We start from the raw sequence: 17782 nt of genomic DNA, 5'->3' as shown, positions 1-17782 counted from the left end.
CTCGCATCTTCACGCCGATCCTCCCGCACCCGATTAATGGTTTAACGTCTATGTCATCTTCCCGTCCCGGTTTCGGCTGCAGCTGGTTGCCCTATGCATTAGTGCTGCCGCAGCTGCTGATTACCGCCGTGTTCTTTTTATGGCCCGCCGGCGAGGCGCTGTGGTATTCGGTGCAGAGTCTCGATCCGTTCGGCCTGTCCAGCCAGTTTGTCGGGCTGGATAACTTTAAGCAGTTGTTCCAGGATCCTTACTACCTCGACTCGTTCTACACCACGCTGATCTTCAGCTTCCTGGTGGCGGGCATCGGGCTGGCGGTCTCGCTGTTTTTCGCCGCGCTGGTGGACTACGTGCTGCGCGGCAGCCGCCTCTACCGCACGCTGATGATCCTGCCCTACGCGGTGGCGCCGGCAGTGGCGGCGGTGCTGTGGATCTTTCTGTTCAACCCCGGTCTCGGGTTGATCACCCACTTCCTCAATGGGCTGGGCTATAACTGGAACCATGCGCAAAACAGCGGCCAGGCGATGTTCCTGGTGGTGCTGGCCTCGGTATGGCAGCAGATAAGCTATAACTTACTGTTTTTCCTCGCCGCGTTGCAGTCGATCCCGCGTTCGCTGGTGGAGGCGGCCGCCATCGACGGCGCCGGCCCGGTACGCCGCTTCTTTCATCTGGTGTTGCCGCTGATCGCACCGGTGAGTTTCTTCCTGCTGGTGGTCAATCTGGTGTACGCCTTCTTCGATACCTTCCCGGTGATCGACGCCGCCACCGGCGGCGGGCCGGTGCAGTCCACCACCACGTTGATCTACAAGATCTACCGCGAAGGCTTCGCCGGATTGGATCTCTCCAGCTCCGCCGCGCAGTCGGTGATCCTGATGCTGCTGGTGATCGGCCTGACGGTGATCCAGTTTCGCTTCGTTGAACGTAAGGTGCGCTACCAATGATTGAGAATCGACGCGGGCTGGACATCTTCAGCCATGTGATGCTGATTATCGGCGTGCTGGTGGTGCTGTTCCCGCTGTACGTGGCCTTTGTCGCCGCCACGCTGGACGACAAACAGGTGTTTCAGGTGCCGATGACGCTGGTGCCCGGCGGCCACCTGTGGGAGAACATCCGCAATATCTGGCAGGGCGGCGTGGGCAACCTCAAAGTGCCGTTCTCGTTGCTGCTGCTGAACAGCGTGATCATGGCGCTGGCGATCACCTTCGGCAAGATCGCGGTGTCGGTGCTGTCGGCTTACGCCATCGTGTACTTCCGCTTTCCGCTGCGCAGCCTGTTCTTCTGGCTGATTTTCCTCACTCTGATGCTGCCGGTGGAAGTGCGTATTTTCCCGACGGTGGAGGTGATCTCCAACCTCAACCTGCTGGACAGTTACACCGGCCTGACGCTGCCGCTGATGGCCTCGGCTACCGCCACTTTCCTGCTGCGCCAGTTCTTCATGACGCTGCCGGATGAGCTGCTGGAGGCGGCGCGCATCGACGGCGCCGGGCCGATGCGTTTCTTCTGGGACATCGTGCTGCCGCTGTCGAAAACCAATCTGGCGGCGCTGTTCGTCATCACCTTTATCTACGGCTGGAACCAATACCTGTGGCCGATCCTGATCACCAGCGACGCCTCGATGGGCACCGCGGTAGCGGGCATCAAGAGCATGATCTCCACATCCGGCGCGCCGACCCAGTGGAACCAGGTGATGGCGGCGATGATTCTGACTTTATTGCCACCGCTGGCGGTGGTGCTTCTGATGCAGCGCTGGTTTGTGCGCGGTCTGGTTGATAGCGAGAAATAACGACGATGGCAGGATTAAAACTACAGGCGGTCACCAAGTCTTACGACGGTAAAACGCCGGTGATCAAACAGATCGATCTCGATGTGGCGGACGGTGAGTTCATCGTGATGGTTGGCCCGTCCGGCTGCGGCAAGTCCACGCTGCTGCGCATGGTAGCCGGGCTGGAACGCACCACCAGCGGCGATATCTATATCGATACCCGGCGCGTGACCGATCTGGAGCCCAAGGATCGCGGCATCGCGATGGTGTTCCAGAACTACGCGCTCTATCCGCACATGAGCGTATACGACAACATGGCCTACGGCCTCAAGATCCGCGGTTTTGGCAAGGATCATATCCGCCAGCGGGTGGAGGAGGCGGCGCGCATTCTGGAGCTGGAGCCGCTGCTCAAGCGTAAACCGCGCGAGCTATCCGGCGGCCAGCGTCAGCGCGTGGCGATGGGGCGCGCCATCGTGCGCGAACCGGCGGTGTTCCTGTTCGATGAACCCTTGTCCAACCTGGACGCCAAACTGCGGGTGCAGATGCGCCTGGAGCTGCAACAGCTGCACCGGCGCCTGAAAACCACCAGCCTGTACGTGACCCACGATCAGGTGGAGGCGATGACGCTGGCGCAGCGGGTGATCGTGATGAATAAGGGCGTGGCGGAGCAGATCGGCACGCCGAGCGAAGTGTACCAACGGCCGGCTTCGCTGTTCGTCGCCGGCTTTATCGGCTCGCCGGCGATGAATTTGCTGCCCGGCACCCTCAGTGCCGACGGTAGCCAGCTGCTGCTGGCGGACGGCATGGCGCTGCCGTTGCCGGTGGCCAAACCGCAGTGGGCGGGGCGGCAGTTGACGCTGGGCGTCAGGCCGGAGCATATTCAGCTGGTGGCGCAAGGCCAGGGCGTGCCGTTGCAGTTGCAGACGCTGGAGCTGCTGGGAGCCGACAATCTGGCGCACGGCCAGTGGGGCGGCCACGGAGTGATCGCGCGGTTGTCGCATGAAACCTTGCCGACGGCGGGCAGTACGCTATATTTGCAGCTGCCTGCTCAGGCGCTGCACTTCTTTGACACCCACAGCGGATTACGGATGGATTGATGACTAGACCCTGGCCTTATCCTCATATTGTCGCCCATCGCGGCGGCGGTTCTCTGGCGCCGGAAAATACCCTGGCGGCGATCGACGTCGGCGCGCGCCATGGCCACAAGATGATCGAGTTCGACGCCAAGCTGGCGCAGGACGGACAAATTTTCCTGCTGCATGACGATACGCTGGATCGCACCAGCAACGGCTGGGGCGTGGCGGGCGAACTGCCGTGGGATAAACTGGTGCAGCTGGACGCCGGCAACTGGTACAGCTCGGCCTTCAAGGGCGAGCGGCTGCCGCTGCTGTCGGAAGTGGCGGAACGCTGCCAGGAACATGGTCTGATGGCCAATATCGAAATCAAACCGACCACCGGCAGCGACGATGAAACCGGCCGGGTGGTGGCGCTGGCGGCGCGGCTGCTGTGGCAAGGGCAGACCGACCCGTTGCTCTCCTCCTTCTCGGTGGAAGCGCTGGCGGCGGCGCAGCGCACCGTGCCGGATTTGCCGCGCGGCTTGCTGCTGGAGGACTGGGACGATAACTGGCGCGAGCTGACGGAGCGCCTGGACTGCGTCTCGCTGCATATCGACCATAAAGCGCTGACCGCCGAGCGGGTGAAAGCGTTGAAAGACGCCGGTCTGCGCATTCTGGTGTACACCGTTAACCAGCCGGATCGCGCGCGCCTGCTGCTCGACTGGGGCGTTGACTGCATTTGCACCGACCGGATAGATTTGATTGGCCCGGAGTTCTAATCCGGCGCCGATGAATCCCGCGACGACAAGCCTTGCCGCCGCACCAGCGGAAGGAATGCGATGCCTGGCTTTATCCTGTCACTGTGGCACCAGATGGTGCTGTCTTTACCGCTGTTCGTCCTGATCGCGTTGGGTTATGGGCTGATTCGCTGGGGGAAATGGCCCACCAGCATCACCGATGGCCTGACGCGCTTTGTGTTTTCCCTCGCCTTGCCCGCCATGCTATTTCGCATGATGTGCGACTTCTCGCAGCGTCCGGCGGTCGACGCCCGGCTGCTGATCGCGTTCTTCGGCAGTTGCCTGATCGTGTTCGTGCTCGGCCGTCTCGTCGCCCGGCACCTTTTCCGGCTGGATGGCGTCGCCGGGTCGGTGTTTGCGCTGGGCGGTATTTTCTCCAATAACGTGATGCTCGGTTTACCGATCGCCAGCGTGATGCTGGGGGAGGCGGCGATCCCGTCGGTGGCGCTGGTGCTGGTGTTCAACGGCCTGATCCTGTGGACGCTGGTCACGGTGTCGATCGAATGGGCGCGCAACGGCTCGCCGACGCTGGGGGGCTTTGCTAAAACCGCGCGCAGCGTACTGACCAATCCGCTGATCGTCGGCATTTTGTCCGGCACACTGTTCAGCCTGACCGGCTTGCCGCTGCCGGACTTCGTCGACCGGCCGGTCAGCATGCTCGGCCAGGTGGCGGCGCCGCTGTCGCTGGTGGTGCTCGGCATGGGGCTCGCTGAGTACCGCATCAGCGAAGGCTGGCAGTTGAGCAGCGCCATCTGCGTGTTGAAATTGCTGGTGCAGCCGTTAGTGATTTGGCTGCTGGCCTGGATGATGGCGCTGCCGCCGATGGAGACCCGCGTCGTGGTGCTGCTGGGCTCAATGGCGGTGGGCGTGAACGTCTACCTGATGTCGCGCCAGTTCAATACGCTCACCGGCCCGGCCGCCACCAGCCTGGTGATGTCCACCGTGCTGGCGGCGATCACCACGCCGCTGATCCTCACCGTTATGGGCGTGCGGGCGTAGCCGGCAGCGGCGCCTGCGGCACTGCCGGCGTGGTGCGGTTGAACGGATCGCGCGGTTGGTTGCCGTTAGGCAGCAGTTGGCCGCCGTTCGGCGTGGTTTGCAGCAGCTGTTGCCGCTGATTGTCGAACTGCCGCTGCTGCTGCTGGCGGCGTTGATCCATCTGCCGGTTGTTCAACAGGCGCTGTTGCTGGGCCTGTTGGCTGTTTTGGTTGAGGAACTGCTGCTGTGAACGCAGGTCGGTCACGCCGTTGGCCGCCGCAGCCAGACCGGGCAGCAGCAACAGAGCGAACAGGATGTGAGACGTTTTCATGATGGTTACCTCGCTTTTTTATTAAGCCTAACGCAGCGGCGAAATTTTGCCGGTAGTTTATCTTTTACTCAGATGTAAGCCGCCTTTCATCCCCTTATGCATCCATCTTCCGTTACAATCGCCCTTTCGGTATTTTTAGGATGAACCCATCGTGCTGCTCTTGGTTATCACCACCATTTTGTGGGCGTTCTCTTTCAGCCTGATCGGCGAATATTTGGCGGGCCATGTCGACAGCTGGTTCTCGGTGCTGATGCGCATCGGGCTGGCGGCGCTGGTATTCCTGCCGTTTCTGCGCTGGCGCAATATCAAACCCAGGGTGATCCTGCTGTATATGCTGGTGGGCGCCTGCCAACTGGGCATCATGTACCTGTTCAGCTTCCGCGCCTATCTCTACCTGACGGTGCCGGAGTTCCTGCTGTTTACCGTGCTGACGCCGCTGTACATCACGCTGATCTATGACTTGCTGAGCGGCCGGCGCTTGCGCTGGGGTTACGTATTCAGCGCGTTGTTGGCGGTGCTGGGTGCGGCGATCATCCGCTATCACCAGTTGAGCGAGCACTTCTGGTGGGGGCTGCTGTTGGTGCAGGCGGCGAACATCAGCTTCGCCATCGGCATGGTTGGCTATAAGCGTCTGATGGAAGTGCATCCCTTGCCGCAGCACACCGCATTTTCCTGGTTCTACCTGGGGGCGGCGGTGGTGGCGGTGGTGGCCTGGTGCCTGTGGGGCAATCCGCAACAGCTGCCGACCACTCACCTGCAGTGGGGCGTGCTGATCTGGCTGGGCGTGGTGGCGTCGGGGCTGGGTTATTTCATGTGGAACTACGGCGCGACGCAGGTGGATGCCGGCACGCTCGGCATCATGAACAATATGCATGTGCCGGCCGGGCTGTTGGTCAACCTGGCTATCTGGCAACAGCAGCCGCACTGGCCGAGCTTTATCATCGGCGGAGCGGTGATCGTCGCTTCGCTGTGGGTGCACCGCCGCTGGGTGGCGCCGAAACAGAACGGCTAAGAGGATGGGCCCCGGCGAGGGGCCCGCAAGTTTATACGCCGGCCGCCAACGCTTTGGCGCCGGTTGCGCCGGGGCGTGCGGCGTCGCGCACAAACGGCAGATGATCGCAGGCGTGCTGACGGGCCGAGCGGATAAAAGCTTCAGTCACCGTCTGGCGCTGCTCGCCGTCGCGTACGGCGGCGTACAGCCGGCTCCACAGGCCGTCGCCCAGGGTTTTGGTCACCACCAGGCCTTGCTGTTCGAAGCTCTCCACCACCCAGTGCGGCAGCGCTGCAATCCCCATCCGCGCCGATACCATCTGGATCAGCAGCAGCGTGTTATCGACGTTCTTCAACGCCGGGCTGACGCCCGCCGGCTGCAGGAAATGCCGCCAGATATCCAGCCGCTGGCGCTGCACCGGGTAAATCAACAGCGTTTCATCGCTCAAGTCTTCCGGTTCGATGTGCGGCTTGCCGGCCAGCGGATGATCCGGCGCCAGCACCAGACGCACCTCGAAATCGAACATCGGCGAATAGTGCAGGCCGCTGCGCGGCAGAATATCCGACGTCATCACCAGATCCAGTTCGCCCTGCTGTAAAGCCGGCTGCGGATCGAAAGTGACGCCGGAGGTGAAGTCCATCACCACCTGTGGGAAACGCCGGCGGAAATTGTCCAACGCCGGCGTCAGCCACTGAATGCAGCTGTGGCATTCGATGGCGATGCGTAGCGTAGTCTGATGGGGCTCGTGGCAGGCCTGCAGCGCCTGTGAGATTTGTGGCAGCACCTGTTCCGCCAGCTGCAGCAGGATCTCGCCCTGGGCGGTGAAGCGCAGCGGCTGGCTCTTGCGCACGAACAGCTTGAAGCCCAGACGTTGCTCAAGATCGCTGAACTGGTGCGACAGGGCAGACTGCGTCTGATGAAGTTGGGCCGCCGCCCCCGCCAGCGAACCGCTGCTGCGCAGGGCCTGCAGCGTCCGTAAATGTTTCAGTTCGATCATGAGAGTCCTTCACATTGACAGTGAATAAATTGCGCTTGTGGTTAATACAGTACCTGCTGATTATGGATGTGTAAACATCTGGACGGCTAAATGGGGAATATGACGATGGCAATTTTGAATCACACACTGGGTTTTCCTCGCGTTGGGCTGCGACGTGAGCTGAAAAAAGCTCAGGAAAGCTACTGGGCTGGCAACTCAACGCAGGAAGAGCTGTTGGCGGTTGGCCGCGAGCTGCGCGCTCGCCATTGGCAACAGCAACAGCAGGCCGGGGTGGATTTGGTGCCGGTCGGCGATTTCGCCTGGTACGATCATGTGTTGACCACCAGCCTGCTGTTGGGCAACGTGCCGGCGCGCCATCAGAATGCGGATGGCTCGATCGATCTGGACACGCTGTTCCGCATCGGCCGAGGCCGCGCACCGACCGGCGAGCCGGCGGCCGCGGCGGAAATGACCAAATGGTTCAACACCAACTACCACTACATGGTGCCCGAGTTCCAGCAAGGTCAGCAGTTCAAGCTGGGCTGGACCCAGCTGCTGGACGAAGTGGACGAAGCGTTGGCGCTTGGTCACCGCATCAAACCGGTGCTGCTTGGCCCGGTGACCTATCTGTGGCTGGGTAAAGTGAAGGGTGAGCCGTTCGATCGCCTGTCGCTGCTGAAAGACATTCTGCCGGTTTACCAGCAGGTGCTGGCCGAGCTGGCGAAACGCGGCGTCGAGTGGGTGCAGATTGACGAGCCTGCGCTGGTGCTGGAGCTGCCGCAGGCCTGGCTGGACGCCTTTAAACCGGCTTACGACGCGCTGCAAGGGCAGGTGAAACTGCTGCTGACCACTTACTTCGACAGCGTCGGCCACAACCTCGACACTATTCGCACGCTGCCGGTGCAGGGACTGCACGTCGATCTGGTCGCCGGCCATGACGATATCGCCGCGTTGAGCGCCGCATTGCCGCAAGAGTGGCTGCTGTCGCTGGGCGCGATCAACGGCCGCAACGTTTGGCGCGCCGATCTGAGCCGCTGGTTCGAACGTCTGCAACCGCTGGTGGGCCGCCGCCCGCTGTGGATCGGCACCTCCTGTTCACTGCTGCACAGCCCGATCGATCTGAGCGTGGAAAGCCGTCTGGACGAAGAAGTGAAGAGCTGGTTCGCCTTCGCGTTGCAAAAATGTGCCGAGCTGGCGTTGCTGACTGCGGCGCTGAACGCGCCCGACGCGGCGAAACAGGCCGAACTGGACGCCTACAGCGCGCCGATCCGCGCCCGCCGTCAGTCGAGCCGTGTACACAATGCGCAGGTTGAGCGCCGTCTGTCCGCTATCACCGCGCAGGACAGCGAGCGCCACAGCGCTTACGCCGAGCGCGCCAGGGCGCAGCGCGAACGTTTCAACCTGCCGGCCTGGCCGACCACCACCATCGGTTCGTTCCCGCAGACCACCGAGATCCGCGGCCTGCGCCTGGACTTCAAGCTGGGCCGTCTGGACGGCAGCAACTACCGCACCAGCATCGGTGAGCACATCAAACAGGCGATCGTTGAGCAGGAGCGCCTCGGGCTGGACGTGCTGGTGCACGGTGAAGCCGAGCGCAACGACATGGTGGAATATTTCGGCGAGAACCTGGACGGCTTCGTGTTTACCCAGAACGGCTGGGTGCAGAGCTACGGTTCCCGCTGCGTGAAGCCGCCGGTGATCATCGGCGATGTCAGCCGCCCGGAAGCCATCACCGTCGAATGGGCCAAATTCGCCCAGTCTCTGACCGACAAGCCGGTAAAAGGCATGTTGACCGGGCCGGTGACCATCCTGTGTTGGTCGTTCCCGCGTGAAGACGTGACCCGCGAAGTGATCGCCAAGCAGATTGCGCTGGCACTGCGTGACGAGGTGGAAGATTTGGAAAAAGCCGGCATCGGCATCATTCAGATCGACGAACCTGCGCTGCGCGAAGGGCTGCCGCTGCGTCAATCCGATTGGGCCGCCTATCTGAACTGGGCGGTGGACGCCTTCAAGTTGAACGCCGCCGTGGCGCGGGATGATACCCAGATCCACACCCACATGTGTTATTGCGAGTTCAACGACATCATGGACTCCATCGCCGCGCTGGACGCCGACGTGATCACTATCGAGACCTCGCGTTCCGATATGGATCTGCTGGAAGCCTTCAAAGAGTTCGAATACCCGAACGAAATCGGGCCGGGCGTCTACGACATCCACTCGCCGAACGTGCCGAGCGTGGAATGGATTGAAGCGTTGCTGCGTAAAGCCGCGCAGAATATCCCGGCGGAACGCCTGTGGGTCAACCCGGATTGCGGCCTGAAAACCCGCGGCTGGCCGGAAACCCGCCAGTCGCTGGCCAACATGGTATTGGCGGCGCAGCGCCTGCGCGAGCAGGCGTGATGAGTGCGGCGGATTGACCGCCGCTTATAGATTTACTGGTGTGATGATTGGGCGCTTCGGCGCCCTTTTTTATGCGGGGGAGGTTACTTGACGCCGTGCTGGGCGAACCACGCCAGCATGCGCTGCCAACCGTCCTGCGCCGCTTCGGCGTTGTAGCTGGGGCGATAGTCGGCGTTGAACGCGTGCCCGACGCCGGGGTACACCACGATTTCAGCATCAGCGTTGGCGGCGCGGATCGCCTGACGCATGGTTTCCACCGTCTCCAGCGGAATACTGCTGTCCTGCCCGCCATACAGCCCCAGCACCGGCGCCGACAGGTGGGTGGCGACATCGACCGGATGCTTCGGTGAATTCAGCGTTTTTTCACCCACCAGCTTGCCGTACCAGGCGACCGCCGCCTTCAACTGCGGGTTGTGCGCCGCATACAGCCAGGTAATGCGGCCGCCCCAGCAGAAGCCGGTGATCGCCAGCTTGCCGGCGTCGCCGCCGTGGCGGATGGCCCAGTGCGCGGCGTGGTCCAGATCCGACAGCACCTGGCGATCCGGCACCTTGGTCACCAGTTGCTGGAACAGCTCGCCGATATCGGTGTAGTCATTGGCGTCGCCCTGGCGGAAATAGAGCTCGGGCGCGATCGCCAGATAGCCCTGTTTCGCCAGGCGGCGGCACAGATCCTGAATATGTTCATGTACGCCGAAGATTTCCTGCACCACCAGCACGATGGGGAAGGGGCCGTTATGGTCGGCGGGTTTGGCGACGTAGGCCGGCAGCGCGTCTCCCTGAGAAGGGATGGTCGTTTGCCCGGCGTGAATGCCCTGTTCATCCGTGATAATCGCGGAGGCGGCCAACGGCGCGGCGGCCGGGGCGAATCCCCCCTGAGCCTGTTCTAATGTCATCACATGTTCGGTTTTCATTGCGGTCTCCGTGCAATAGAAAAAAGCGCTGAGATTAACTATAGGAAAGATTACCCATTATTGGCGCTGCGTGGAGCACTTTCGGACAAGTCGATAAAAAACGGCTAATTATCTGGCTTTACGGCATTTTTAGGCGCTTTTTATCATGTTATTGCGGGTTTTGGCCCACGTAATTGCCATAAGGTGCGTTAGATGGCTTTTTTGTCCCTAAGCAGCCGATAAGATAGGGTTATTTCTGGTTGTTGAGCTAAATAGTTTCAACCGGCAACCAACGGGGAGAGGTGGCAAGCTTTGTCGGCTAGACTGAGGTTCAGCAAGAGAGTGCTGGCGGCGCTGCCTTGTTATTTTGTGATAAAAATCACAAAAAATATGTAGCATGTAATTTGTTTCTTTTTTCATAGTGACTGTCGTCACGAAAATAGGCGACGATTTTCAGTAGAGTGCTTTTTTGTTCCTCCCAATAAACATGATCCATGAGGAGTCTCGTATGTCTCAGTCTGACGTTTTTCATCTCGGCCTCACCAAGAACGATTTACAAGGGGCCCAGCTTGCCATCGTGCCGGGCGATCCGCAGCGCGTAGAGAAGATTGCCAAGCTGATGGAAAATCCGGTGCATCTGGCCTCCCATCGTGAATTCACCACCTGGCGCGCGGAGCTGGACGGCAAGGCGGTGATCGTCTGCTCCACCGGCATCGGCGGCCCGTCTACCTCTATCGCGGTGGAGGAGCTGGCGCAGTTGGGCATCCGCACCTTCCTGCGCATCGGCACCACCGGCGCCATTCAGGCGAACATCAACGTCGGTGACGTGCTGGTCACCACGGCGGCGGTACGCCTCGACGGCGCCAGCCTGCACTTTGCGCCGATGGAGTTCCCGGCGGTCGCGGACTTCGCCTGCACCACCGCGCTGGTGGAAGCGGCCAAAGCCAGCGGCGCGACCACCCACATTGGCGTAACCGCCTCTTCCGATACTTTCTACCCGGGCCAGGAACGTTACGATACCTACTCCGGCCGCGTGGTCAGCCGTTTCAAAGGCTCGATGGAAGAGTGGCAGGCGATGGGCGTGATGAACTATGAAATGGAATCCGCCACGCTGCTGACCATGTGCGCCAGCCAGGGCCTGCGCGCCGGCATGGTGGCTGGGGTGATCGTCAACCGCACCCAGCAAGAGATCCCGAACGCCGAGACCATGAAAAACACCGAAAGCAAAGCGGTGCAGATCGTGGTGGACGCCGCTCGTCGCCTGCTGTAATCACCTTCCCTGAACGGGCCGCCGACGCGGCTCGTTTTTCCATTCGCGACTAATCTGTTACGGTGATACTCCTCAGCGCTGCGCCGATGGCCGCCGCGCGTTGTCAGAACAACAACAACGAGGACGTTTATGACCGCCCAGATCCTGCTTCATCCTTCGCTTGCGCCGCTCGACGGTGGCATCAATTTCCGTGACTTCGGCGGCAACGGCGTGGCCGATGGACGCCGCATCAAGCGCGGCCTGCTGTTTCGCTCTGGTTCCCTCGAGCGGCTGACGGAAAACGACTGCGCCTTTCTCGCCGGTGTGCCGGTGCGTTCGGTGCTGGACTATCGCGATGCCGACGAAGTGCAGGCCAAGCCGGATATTCTGTGGAATGGCGCCGACTATTATCACGTGCCGGCCAACCCGCTGAGCAGCGAAGTCAACGCCAACCTGGAGAAGCTCACCAACGAAACGCTGGCCGCTTTCGACGCCCGCGCGTTCATGCTGGAACTGTATCGCCGCCTGCCGTTCGGCAATGCGGCCTATCAGCGACTGGCGCAGCTGCTGAGCAATCCCGGCGGTGGCGCCATCGTGCAGCATTGCGCGGTCGGCAAGGATCGCACCGGTGTCGGCTCGGCGCTGGTGCTGTTCGCGCTGGGTGCCGACGAAGCGACCGTGCTGGAAGACTATCTGCTGACCGAAACCACGCTGGCCGCTTTCCGCGAGCAGATGCTGGATCAGCTGTCTATCAAGCTGAATGCGGCGGCGCTGGAGCAATTCGCCTACGTGCTCAGCGCGCGTGAGGAGTTCCTGATGACCGCGCTGGGCTGCATCCGTCAGCAATACGGCTCCACCGACCGCTGGCTGGAGGCGGAATACGGTCTGGGCGCGGCACAGCGCGAAGCGCTGCAGGCGTTCTACCTCGAGTAAATCGCCGCGTGTTTAACCGGGGTTTAACTCGCCCCGGCCTATCCTAAGCGGTGAATTATCGCGTATCAGGAGCCCCGCATTGAGCCTCAATGACGTTATCAACTGGGTCAGCGACGTCGTGCGTCAGCACGAAGGCTGGGCCATTCCCATCATTTTTTTCCTGGCGTTCGGCGAGTCGTTGGCGTTTTTGTCGCTGCTGTTGCCGGCCACGGTGATCCTGCTGGCGCTGGGCGCGCTGATCGGCGAAAGCGGCATCGCCTTTTGGCCGATTTGGGCCGCCGCCGCCGTCGGGGCATTTTTCGGCGACTGGCTCTCTTACTGGATCGGCTACCACTATCAGGATCGCGTGGCCCATATGTGGCCGCTGTCGCGCAATCCGCAGTTGCTGGCGCGCGGGCACGCGTTCTTTGAACGCTGGGGCGTGCTGGGCATTTTCATCGGCCGCTTCTTCGGCCCGCTGCGCGCCGTGGTGCCGCTGGTGGGCGGCATTTGCGGCATGCCGCAGCGCTACTTCCAACTGGCCAACGTCACGTCGGCGATGATCTGGGCGTTCGGCATTCTGGCGCCGGGGGCATTCGGCATCAAGTGGCTCAGTCAGTGGCTGGGTTGATTTCTCGCTAAATTGCGCAGCGCCGCGCAATATTGTGCGTGGCCGGCAAAATCAGGCTGGACATCCATACAGCCTCCCCTTAACGTGACGGGCAATGGGCGTGCAAAACGCCGCAACGGCAAGGTGCAACAGGAGGCAGGGTGGATACCAGTCTGATTTATGGGATTGGCGGCGTAGCGATCGGCATGCTGTTGGGGTGGCTGATCGCCAGTCTGCGGGTGCAGCAGACGCATGCGCAACATGAAACCGAGCTGCGGTTGCTGGAGCAAGCGTTGCAGCAGGCGCAGCAGGAAACGGCGGCGCGGCAGGAAACGTTGCAGCGCCACGAGCAACAGCTGCGCCAGAGCGAGCTGGAGCTGCGCAATCTGCACAGCCAACTGGCGGCCGGGCATGAGAAGCTGCAACAGCTCAACCATTGGCGCAACGAATGCGAACTGCTCAATCAGGAGCTGCGTGCCCAGCGCGAGGTCAATAGCGCGCAAGAAGCCGAACTGCGCGAAGTCACCATCCGTCTGGAAGAGACGCGCATGGCGGCGGAAGAGAAGCAACGCCTGCTTATCAACAGCGAACAGCGGCTCACCACCCAGTTTGAAAATCTCGCCAACCGCATTTTTGAACACAGCGGCCGCAAGGTTGACGAGCAAAATAAGCAAAGTCTGGATCGTTTACTGTTGCCGCTGCGCGAACAGCTGGACGGTTTCCGCCGTCAGGTGCAAGACAGCTTTGGCCAGGAGGCGCGGGAGCGCCACACGCTGACGCACGAGATACGCAATCTGCAGCAGCTGAACGCGCAGATGGCGCGCGAGGCCATCAACCTCACCAAGGCGCTGAAAGGCGACAACAAGACGCAGGGCAACTGGGGCGAGGTGGTATTGAGCCGGGTGCTGGAGGCCTCAGGCCTGCGCGAAGGGCACGAATATGAAACGCAGGTCAACGTGCGGGTGGATCACCAGAGCCGCATGCAGCCCGATGTCATCGTGCGTCTGCCGCAGGGCAAGGATGTAGTGATCGACGCCAAGATGTCGCTGATCGCCTACGAGCGCTATTTTAACGGCGAAGACGAGGTGGAGCGCGAAGCGGCGCTGAGCGAACATATCGCCTCGCTGCGCGGCCACATCCGCATGCTGGGCCGCAAGGATTACCAGCAATTGCCGGGGCTGCGCTCGCTGGATTATGTGTTGATGTTCATTCCGGTCGAACCCGCCTTCCTGCTGGCTATCGATCGCGAGCCGGAGCTGATCAGCGAAGCGCTCAAGCACAACATCATGCTGGTCAGCCCGACCACGTTGCTGGTGGCGCTGCGCACCATCACCAATCTGTGGCGCTATGAACATCAGAGCCAGAACGCCCAACGCATCGCCGATCGCGCGGCGAAACTGTATGACAAGATGCGGCTGTTCGTGGACGATATGTCCGCGCTGGGGCAGAGCCTGGACAAGGCTCAAGGCAGTTATCGTCAGGCGATGAACAAACTGAGCGAAGGCCGTGGTAATCTTATTGGCCAAATTGAAGGTTTTCGCGCGTTGGGGGTTGAGGTCAAACGGCCGATCAACCCGCTGCTGGCGCAGCAAGCCGGCGCGCAACACGATGAAGCGGAAGAGGCGAACGACGACGATGTCGCCGCGCTGCCGCAGACGAACGACGATGATGATACCGCCGGGGAACCGGGCTTCGTTTCGCACGGCTGAGGCCGTGGCGAGGTGGGGTATTCCCCGGGCTTCTGGTACACTCATCCACACAAAATTGACTGAATAGCAGGCAGGACAATGGCAGATCAATCGCAGGAAACCACCGATTTCGGTTTTCGCACCGTCGCTAGAGACGAAAAACAGGCCATGGTGGCAGACGTTTTTCATTCGGTAGCGGCAAAGTATGACGTGATGAACGACCTGATGTCGTTCGGCATTCACCGTATCTGGAAGCGTTTCACCATTGACTGCAGCGGCGTGCGCCGTGGGCAGCGCGTACTGGATCTGGCCGGCGGCACCGGCGACCTGGCCGCCAAGTTCTCCCGCATGGTGGGCGAGCAGGGGCAGGTGGTGCTGGCGGACATCAACGATTCGATGTTGAAAATGGGGCGCGAGAAGCTGCGCGATCGCGGCATTGTCGGCAACATCAACTACGTCCAGGCCAATGCGGAAGCGTTGCCGTTCCCGGACAACTACTTCGATTGCATCACTATCTCCTTTGGCCTGCGCAACGTCACCGACAAAGACAAAGCGCTGCGTTCGATGTTCCGCGTGCTGAAGCCGGGCGGCCGCCTGCTGGTGCTGGAGTTCTCCAAGCCGCTGCTGGCGCCGTTGAGCAAAGCCTACGACGCTTACTCCTTCCACGTGCTGCCGAAGATCGGCGAGCTGGTGGTGAAAGATCCGGACAGTTACCGCTACCTGGCGGAATCGATCCGCATGCACCCCGATCAGGAAACCCTGAAGGGTATGATGGGCAACGCCGGTTTTGAAAACGTCACCTATTTCAACCTGACCGGTGGGATTGTCGCCCTGCATCGCGGCTTCAAGTTCTGAGAGGGAGATGCCGATGCTGTTTACCCCTCTGCTGACCGGTGCGCTGGAAACCTCGCTGAATAATCTGCTGTTTCGCGATCGCAGCATGAAAGCCGCCCGCCAACGTCTGGCGGGCAAGGTGCTGCGCATTGAACTGGAAGAGTTGGCTTCGCCGCTGGTGCTGGTGTTCAGCGAACTGCGCGTGGATGTGCTGGGGCAGTCTGAAGACAGCGCTGATTGCACGGTGCGCAGCCGTATTCCCTCCTTGCTGAAGCTGCGCGATCGCCAGCAGTTGCCGGTGCTGATGCGCAGCGGTGAATTGACGGTGGAAGGCGATATTCAGGTGGTGCAACAGCTGGTTGTCCTGCTCGATCTGGCGGAGTGGGATCCGGCGGAGTGGCTGGCGCCCTACATCGGCGATATCGCCGCTCAGGGCATCACGCAGGCGCTGGGAAAAGGTGCCTCGTTACTCAAGACCGGATTGATGCGTCGGCAACAAGACATGGCGGAGGCGCTGACCGAAGAGTGGCGTCTGGCGCCAGGGCCGCTGGAAGTGGTGTGGTTCCATGAAGAAGTCGACGCGCTCGCCCGCAGCGCGGAAGCGCTGATTGCCCGTATGGACAAGTTGGAGGGCAAGCGATGACCCCAGGCGAACTGCGTCGTTTGTATTTTATCGTCCGCGTTTTTCTCAGCTATGGGCTGGATGAGCTGATCCCTAAAATGCGTTTGACGCTGCCGCTGCGCTTCGGCCGCCGGCTGCTGTTCTGGATGCCGAATCGGCACAAGGACAAACCGCTGGGCGAACGCCTGCGGCTGGCGCTGCAGGAGTTAGGGCCGGTCTGGATCAAGTTCGGCCAGATGATGTCGACCCGCCGCGATCTGTTTCCACCGCAGATTGCCGATCAGCTGACGCTGCTGCAGGATCGGGTGGCGCCTTTCGACGGTGCGTTGGCGCGCAAGCATATCGAGTTGGCGATGGGCGGCCCGCTGGAAACCTGGTTCGACGACTTCGAGCAGCAGCCGCTGGCTTCCGCTTCGATAGCGCAGGTGCACACCGCGCGGCTGAAAACCACCGGTCAGGAAGTGGTGCTGAAGGTGATCCGGCCGGATATAGGGCCGGTTATCAAGGCCGACGTGCGGCTGATGTACCGGTTGGCCGGCTGGGTGCCGAAGCTGCTGCCGGACGGCCGCCGCCTGCGTCCGCGCGAAGTGGTGCGCGAGTACGAGAAAACGCTGCTGGACGAATTGAACCTGCTGCGCGAAGCGGCCAACGCCATTCAGCTGCGCCGCAATTTCGACGGCAGCCCGATGCTGTATGTGCCGGAAGTCTATTCCGACTACTGCCGCGAAAGCGTATTGGTGATGGAACGCATCTATGGCATTCCGGTTTCGGACATCGCCACGCTGGAGCAACAGGGCACCAACATGAAACTGTTGGCGGAACGCGGCGTCCAGGTGTTCTTTACCCAGGTATTCCGCGACAGCTTCTTCCATGCGGACATGCATCCCGGTAATATTTTCGTCAGCTATGAACATCCGGAAGATCCCTGCTACATCGGCATCGACTGCGGCATCGTCGGTTCGCTGAACAAGGATGACAAACGTTACCTGGCGGAAAACTTCATCGCCTTCTTCAACCGCGATTACCGCAAGGTGGCGGAACTGCACGTCGATTCCGGGTGGGTGCCGCGCGACACCAATGTGGAAGACTTCGAATTCGCCATCCGCACGGTGTGCGAACCGATTTTCGAGAAGCCGCTGGCGGAGATTTCCTTCGGTAACGTGCTGCTGAACCTGTTCAACACCGCGCGCCGCTTCAATATGGAAGTGCAGCCGCAGCTGGTGTTATTGCAGAAGACCTTGTTGTATGTTGAAGGCCTGGGGCGCCAGCTCTATCCGCAGCTGGATCTGTGGACCACCGCCAAGCCGTTCCTCGAGAGCTGGCTGCGCGATCAGGTCGGCATTCCGGCGGTGGTGCGCGCGCTGAAAGAGAAAGCGCCGTTCTGGGCGGAGAAGCTGCCTGAACTGCCCGAGCTGTTTTACGACAGCCTGCAGCAACATAAACTGTTGCAACAAAGCGTTGATAAGCTGACTAATCAGATGCAGGCTCAGCGGGTTCGTCAGGGGCAGTCACGTTATTTGTTCGGCGTTGGCGCTACACTGTTGGTAAGTGGCACGCTGTTGCTGCTGGGGCAAATCGAGGTGTTTCCCGCCTGGATGATGGCCGCCGGCATCGTATGCTGGGTGATTGGCTGGAAGCGAACCACCTGATTTAATTCGTTACTCTGGTAAAGTCGGCCCTATAATGCGGG

At 61.1% G+C, this 17782-nt stretch carries 17 protein-coding genes; 14 read left to right on the top strand and 3 right to left on the bottom strand.

The window, feature by feature from the left end; genetic code table 11:
- The first annotated feature begins 50 nt into the window (after window positions 1-50).
- From ugpA to AAIE04_RS07055, 5 genes are read left to right on the top strand one after another with little or no spacing between them, the layout of a single operon-like run.
- On the top strand, window positions 51-938 hold the full coding sequence (ugpA, locus tag AAIE04_RS07075; RefSeq protein WP_442516684.1) for a sn-glycerol-3-phosphate ABC transporter permease UgpA: 888 nt from the start codon (window positions 51-53) through the stop codon (window positions 936-938).
- The gene (ugpE, locus tag AAIE04_RS07070; RefSeq protein ID WP_019455301.1) at window positions 935-1780 is read left to right on the top strand and encodes a sn-glycerol-3-phosphate ABC transporter permease UgpE; all 846 of its coding nucleotides are present in this window, start codon (window positions 935-937) and stop codon (window positions 1778-1780) included. Before ugpA ends, ugpE begins: the two co-directional genes overlap by 4 nt.
- Window positions 1781-1785: 5 nt before the next feature.
- Window positions 1786-2856 carry a sn-glycerol-3-phosphate import ATP-binding protein UgpC gene (locus tag AAIE04_RS07065; protein ID WP_019455300.1) on the top strand — a complete coding sequence of 357 codons (1071 nt, stop codon included), beginning with the start codon at window positions 1786-1788 and terminating at the stop codon, window positions 2854-2856.
- A complete protein-coding gene (ugpQ, locus tag AAIE04_RS07060; protein WP_019455299.1) occupies window positions 2856-3593 on the top strand; it encodes a glycerophosphodiester phosphodiesterase in 738 nt (245 codons plus the stop codon). The genes AAIE04_RS07065 and ugpQ overlap by 1 nt, the downstream gene beginning before the upstream one ends.
- Before the next feature lie 60 nt (window positions 3594-3653).
- Window positions 3654-4610 carry an AEC family transporter gene (locus AAIE04_RS07055; protein ID WP_074055617.1) on the top strand — a complete coding sequence of 319 codons (957 nt, stop codon included), beginning with the start codon at window positions 3654-3656 and terminating at the stop codon, window positions 4608-4610.
- Here the strand turns inward: AAIE04_RS07055 and AAIE04_RS07050 are convergent.
- Window positions 4591-4920 carry a hypothetical protein gene (locus AAIE04_RS07050; RefSeq protein ID WP_198636712.1) on the bottom strand — a complete coding sequence of 110 codons (330 nt, stop codon included), beginning with the start codon at window positions 4918-4920 and terminating at the stop codon, window positions 4591-4593. The genes AAIE04_RS07055 and AAIE04_RS07050 overlap by 20 nt on opposite strands.
- Before the next feature lie 151 nt (window positions 4921-5071).
- Between AAIE04_RS07050 and AAIE04_RS07045 the strand changes: the two genes are divergently transcribed.
- Entirely contained in the window at window positions 5072-5932 is an 861-nt protein-coding gene (locus AAIE04_RS07045) for a carboxylate/amino acid/amine transporter (RefSeq protein WP_019455296.1), read from the top strand.
- Between the two features lie 31 nt (window positions 5933-5963).
- On the opposite strand, the gene metR is transcribed toward AAIE04_RS07045, so the two are convergent.
- Complete coding sequence (gene metR, locus AAIE04_RS07040) at window positions 5964-6908, bottom strand: HTH-type transcriptional regulator MetR (RefSeq protein WP_063918291.1); 945 nt, start codon at window positions 6906-6908, stop codon at window positions 5964-5966.
- A 90-nt stretch (window positions 6909-6998) separates the two neighbouring features.
- Between metR and metE the strand changes: the two genes are divergently transcribed.
- On the top strand, window positions 6999-9287 hold the full coding sequence (gene metE, locus AAIE04_RS07035; protein ID WP_498576715.1) for a 5-methyltetrahydropteroyltriglutamate--homocysteine S-methyltransferase: 2289 nt from the start codon (window positions 6999-7001) through the stop codon (window positions 9285-9287).
- Between the two features lie 83 nt (window positions 9288-9370).
- Here metE and AAIE04_RS07030 read toward each other — a convergent pair whose 3' ends face one another.
- Entirely contained in the window at window positions 9371-10198 is an 828-nt protein-coding gene (locus AAIE04_RS07030) for a dienelactone hydrolase family protein (protein WP_498576714.1), read from the bottom strand.
- Between the two features lie 487 nt (window positions 10199-10685).
- Between AAIE04_RS07030 and udp the strand changes: the two genes are divergently transcribed.
- From udp to ubiB, 7 genes are all read left to right on the top strand, one after another.
- Entirely contained in the window at window positions 10686-11447 is a 762-nt protein-coding gene (udp, locus tag AAIE04_RS07025) for a uridine phosphorylase (RefSeq protein WP_004934432.1), read from the top strand.
- Window positions 11448-11576: 129 nt separating this feature from the next.
- Entirely contained in the window at window positions 11577-12359 is a 783-nt protein-coding gene (locus tag AAIE04_RS07020) for a tyrosine-protein phosphatase (RefSeq protein WP_498576713.1), read from the top strand.
- A 79-nt stretch (window positions 12360-12438) separates the two neighbouring features.
- A complete protein-coding gene (locus tag AAIE04_RS07015) occupies window positions 12439-12969 on the top strand; it encodes a DedA family protein (RefSeq protein ID WP_019455291.1) in 531 nt (176 codons plus the stop codon).
- A 140-nt stretch (window positions 12970-13109) separates the two neighbouring features.
- Window positions 13110-14657, top strand: coding sequence for a DNA recombination protein RmuC (rmuC, locus tag AAIE04_RS07010; RefSeq protein ID WP_063918295.1), 1548 nt, complete (start codon window positions 13110-13112; stop codon window positions 14655-14657).
- A gap of 78 nt (window positions 14658-14735) precedes the next feature.
- Window positions 14736-15491 carry a bifunctional demethylmenaquinone methyltransferase/2-methoxy-6-polyprenyl-1,4-benzoquinol methylase UbiE gene (gene ubiE, locus AAIE04_RS07005; RefSeq protein ID WP_004934443.1) on the top strand — a complete coding sequence of 252 codons (756 nt, stop codon included), beginning with the start codon at window positions 14736-14738 and terminating at the stop codon, window positions 15489-15491.
- Window positions 15492-15504: 13 nt separating this feature from the next.
- Entirely contained in the window at window positions 15505-16113 is a 609-nt protein-coding gene (gene ubiJ, locus AAIE04_RS07000) for a ubiquinone biosynthesis protein UbiJ (protein WP_498576712.1), read from the top strand.
- Window positions 16110-17741 carry a ubiquinone biosynthesis regulatory protein kinase UbiB gene (ubiB, locus tag AAIE04_RS06995; RefSeq protein WP_019455288.1) on the top strand — a complete coding sequence of 544 codons (1632 nt, stop codon included), beginning with the start codon at window positions 16110-16112 and terminating at the stop codon, window positions 17739-17741. Before ubiJ ends, ubiB begins: the two co-directional genes overlap by 4 nt.
- Window positions 17742-17782 lie beyond the last annotated feature (41 nt).

The sequence above is a fragment of the Serratia sp. Ae19-1 genome (genome assembly GCF_059801225.1).
Note: the sequence above shows the minus strand (reverse complement) of the source record. Positions and strands in the feature narration are given on the sequence as shown.

Excerpts from the sequence above, each read along its gene's own strand:
- ugpA (WP_442516684.1), top strand. The coding sequence starts at position 51 with ATGTCATCTTCCCGTCCCGGTTTCGGCTGCAGCTGGTTGCCCTATGCA.
- ugpE (WP_019455301.1), top strand. The coding sequence starts at position 935 with ATGATTGAGAATCGACGCGGGCTGGACATCTTCAGCCATGTGATGCTG.
- AAIE04_RS07065 (WP_019455300.1), top strand. The coding sequence starts at position 1,786 with ATGGCAGGATTAAAACTACAGGCGGTCACCAAGTCTTACGACGGTAAA.
- ugpQ (WP_019455299.1), top strand. The coding sequence starts at position 2,856 with ATGACTAGACCCTGGCCTTATCCTCATATTGTCGCCCATCGCGGCGGC.
- AAIE04_RS07055 (WP_074055617.1), top strand. The coding sequence starts at position 3,654 with ATGCCTGGCTTTATCCTGTCACTGTGGCACCAGATGGTGCTGTCTTTA.
- AAIE04_RS07050 (WP_198636712.1), bottom strand. The coding sequence starts at position 4,920 with ATGAAAACGTCTCACATCCTGTTCGCTCTGTTGCTGCTGCCCGGTCTG.
- metR (WP_063918291.1), bottom strand. The coding sequence starts at position 6,908 with ATGATCGAACTGAAACATTTACGGACGCTGCAGGCCCTGCGCAGCAGC.
- metE (WP_498576715.1), top strand. The coding sequence starts at position 6,999 with ATGGGGAATATGACGATGGCAATTTTGAATCACACACTGGGTTTTCCT.
- AAIE04_RS07030 (WP_498576714.1), bottom strand. The coding sequence starts at position 10,198 with ATGAAAACCGAACATGTGATGACATTAGAACAGGCTCAGGGGGGATTC.
- udp (WP_004934432.1), top strand. The coding sequence starts at position 10,686 with ATGTCTCAGTCTGACGTTTTTCATCTCGGCCTCACCAAGAACGATTTA.
- AAIE04_RS07020 (WP_498576713.1), top strand. The coding sequence starts at position 11,577 with ATGACCGCCCAGATCCTGCTTCATCCTTCGCTTGCGCCGCTCGACGGT.
- ubiE (WP_004934443.1), top strand. The coding sequence starts at position 14,736 with ATGGCAGATCAATCGCAGGAAACCACCGATTTCGGTTTTCGCACCGTC.
- ubiJ (WP_498576712.1), top strand. The coding sequence starts at position 15,505 with ATGCTGTTTACCCCTCTGCTGACCGGTGCGCTGGAAACCTCGCTGAAT.
- ubiB (WP_019455288.1), top strand. The coding sequence starts at position 16,110 with ATGACCCCAGGCGAACTGCGTCGTTTGTATTTTATCGTCCGCGTTTTT.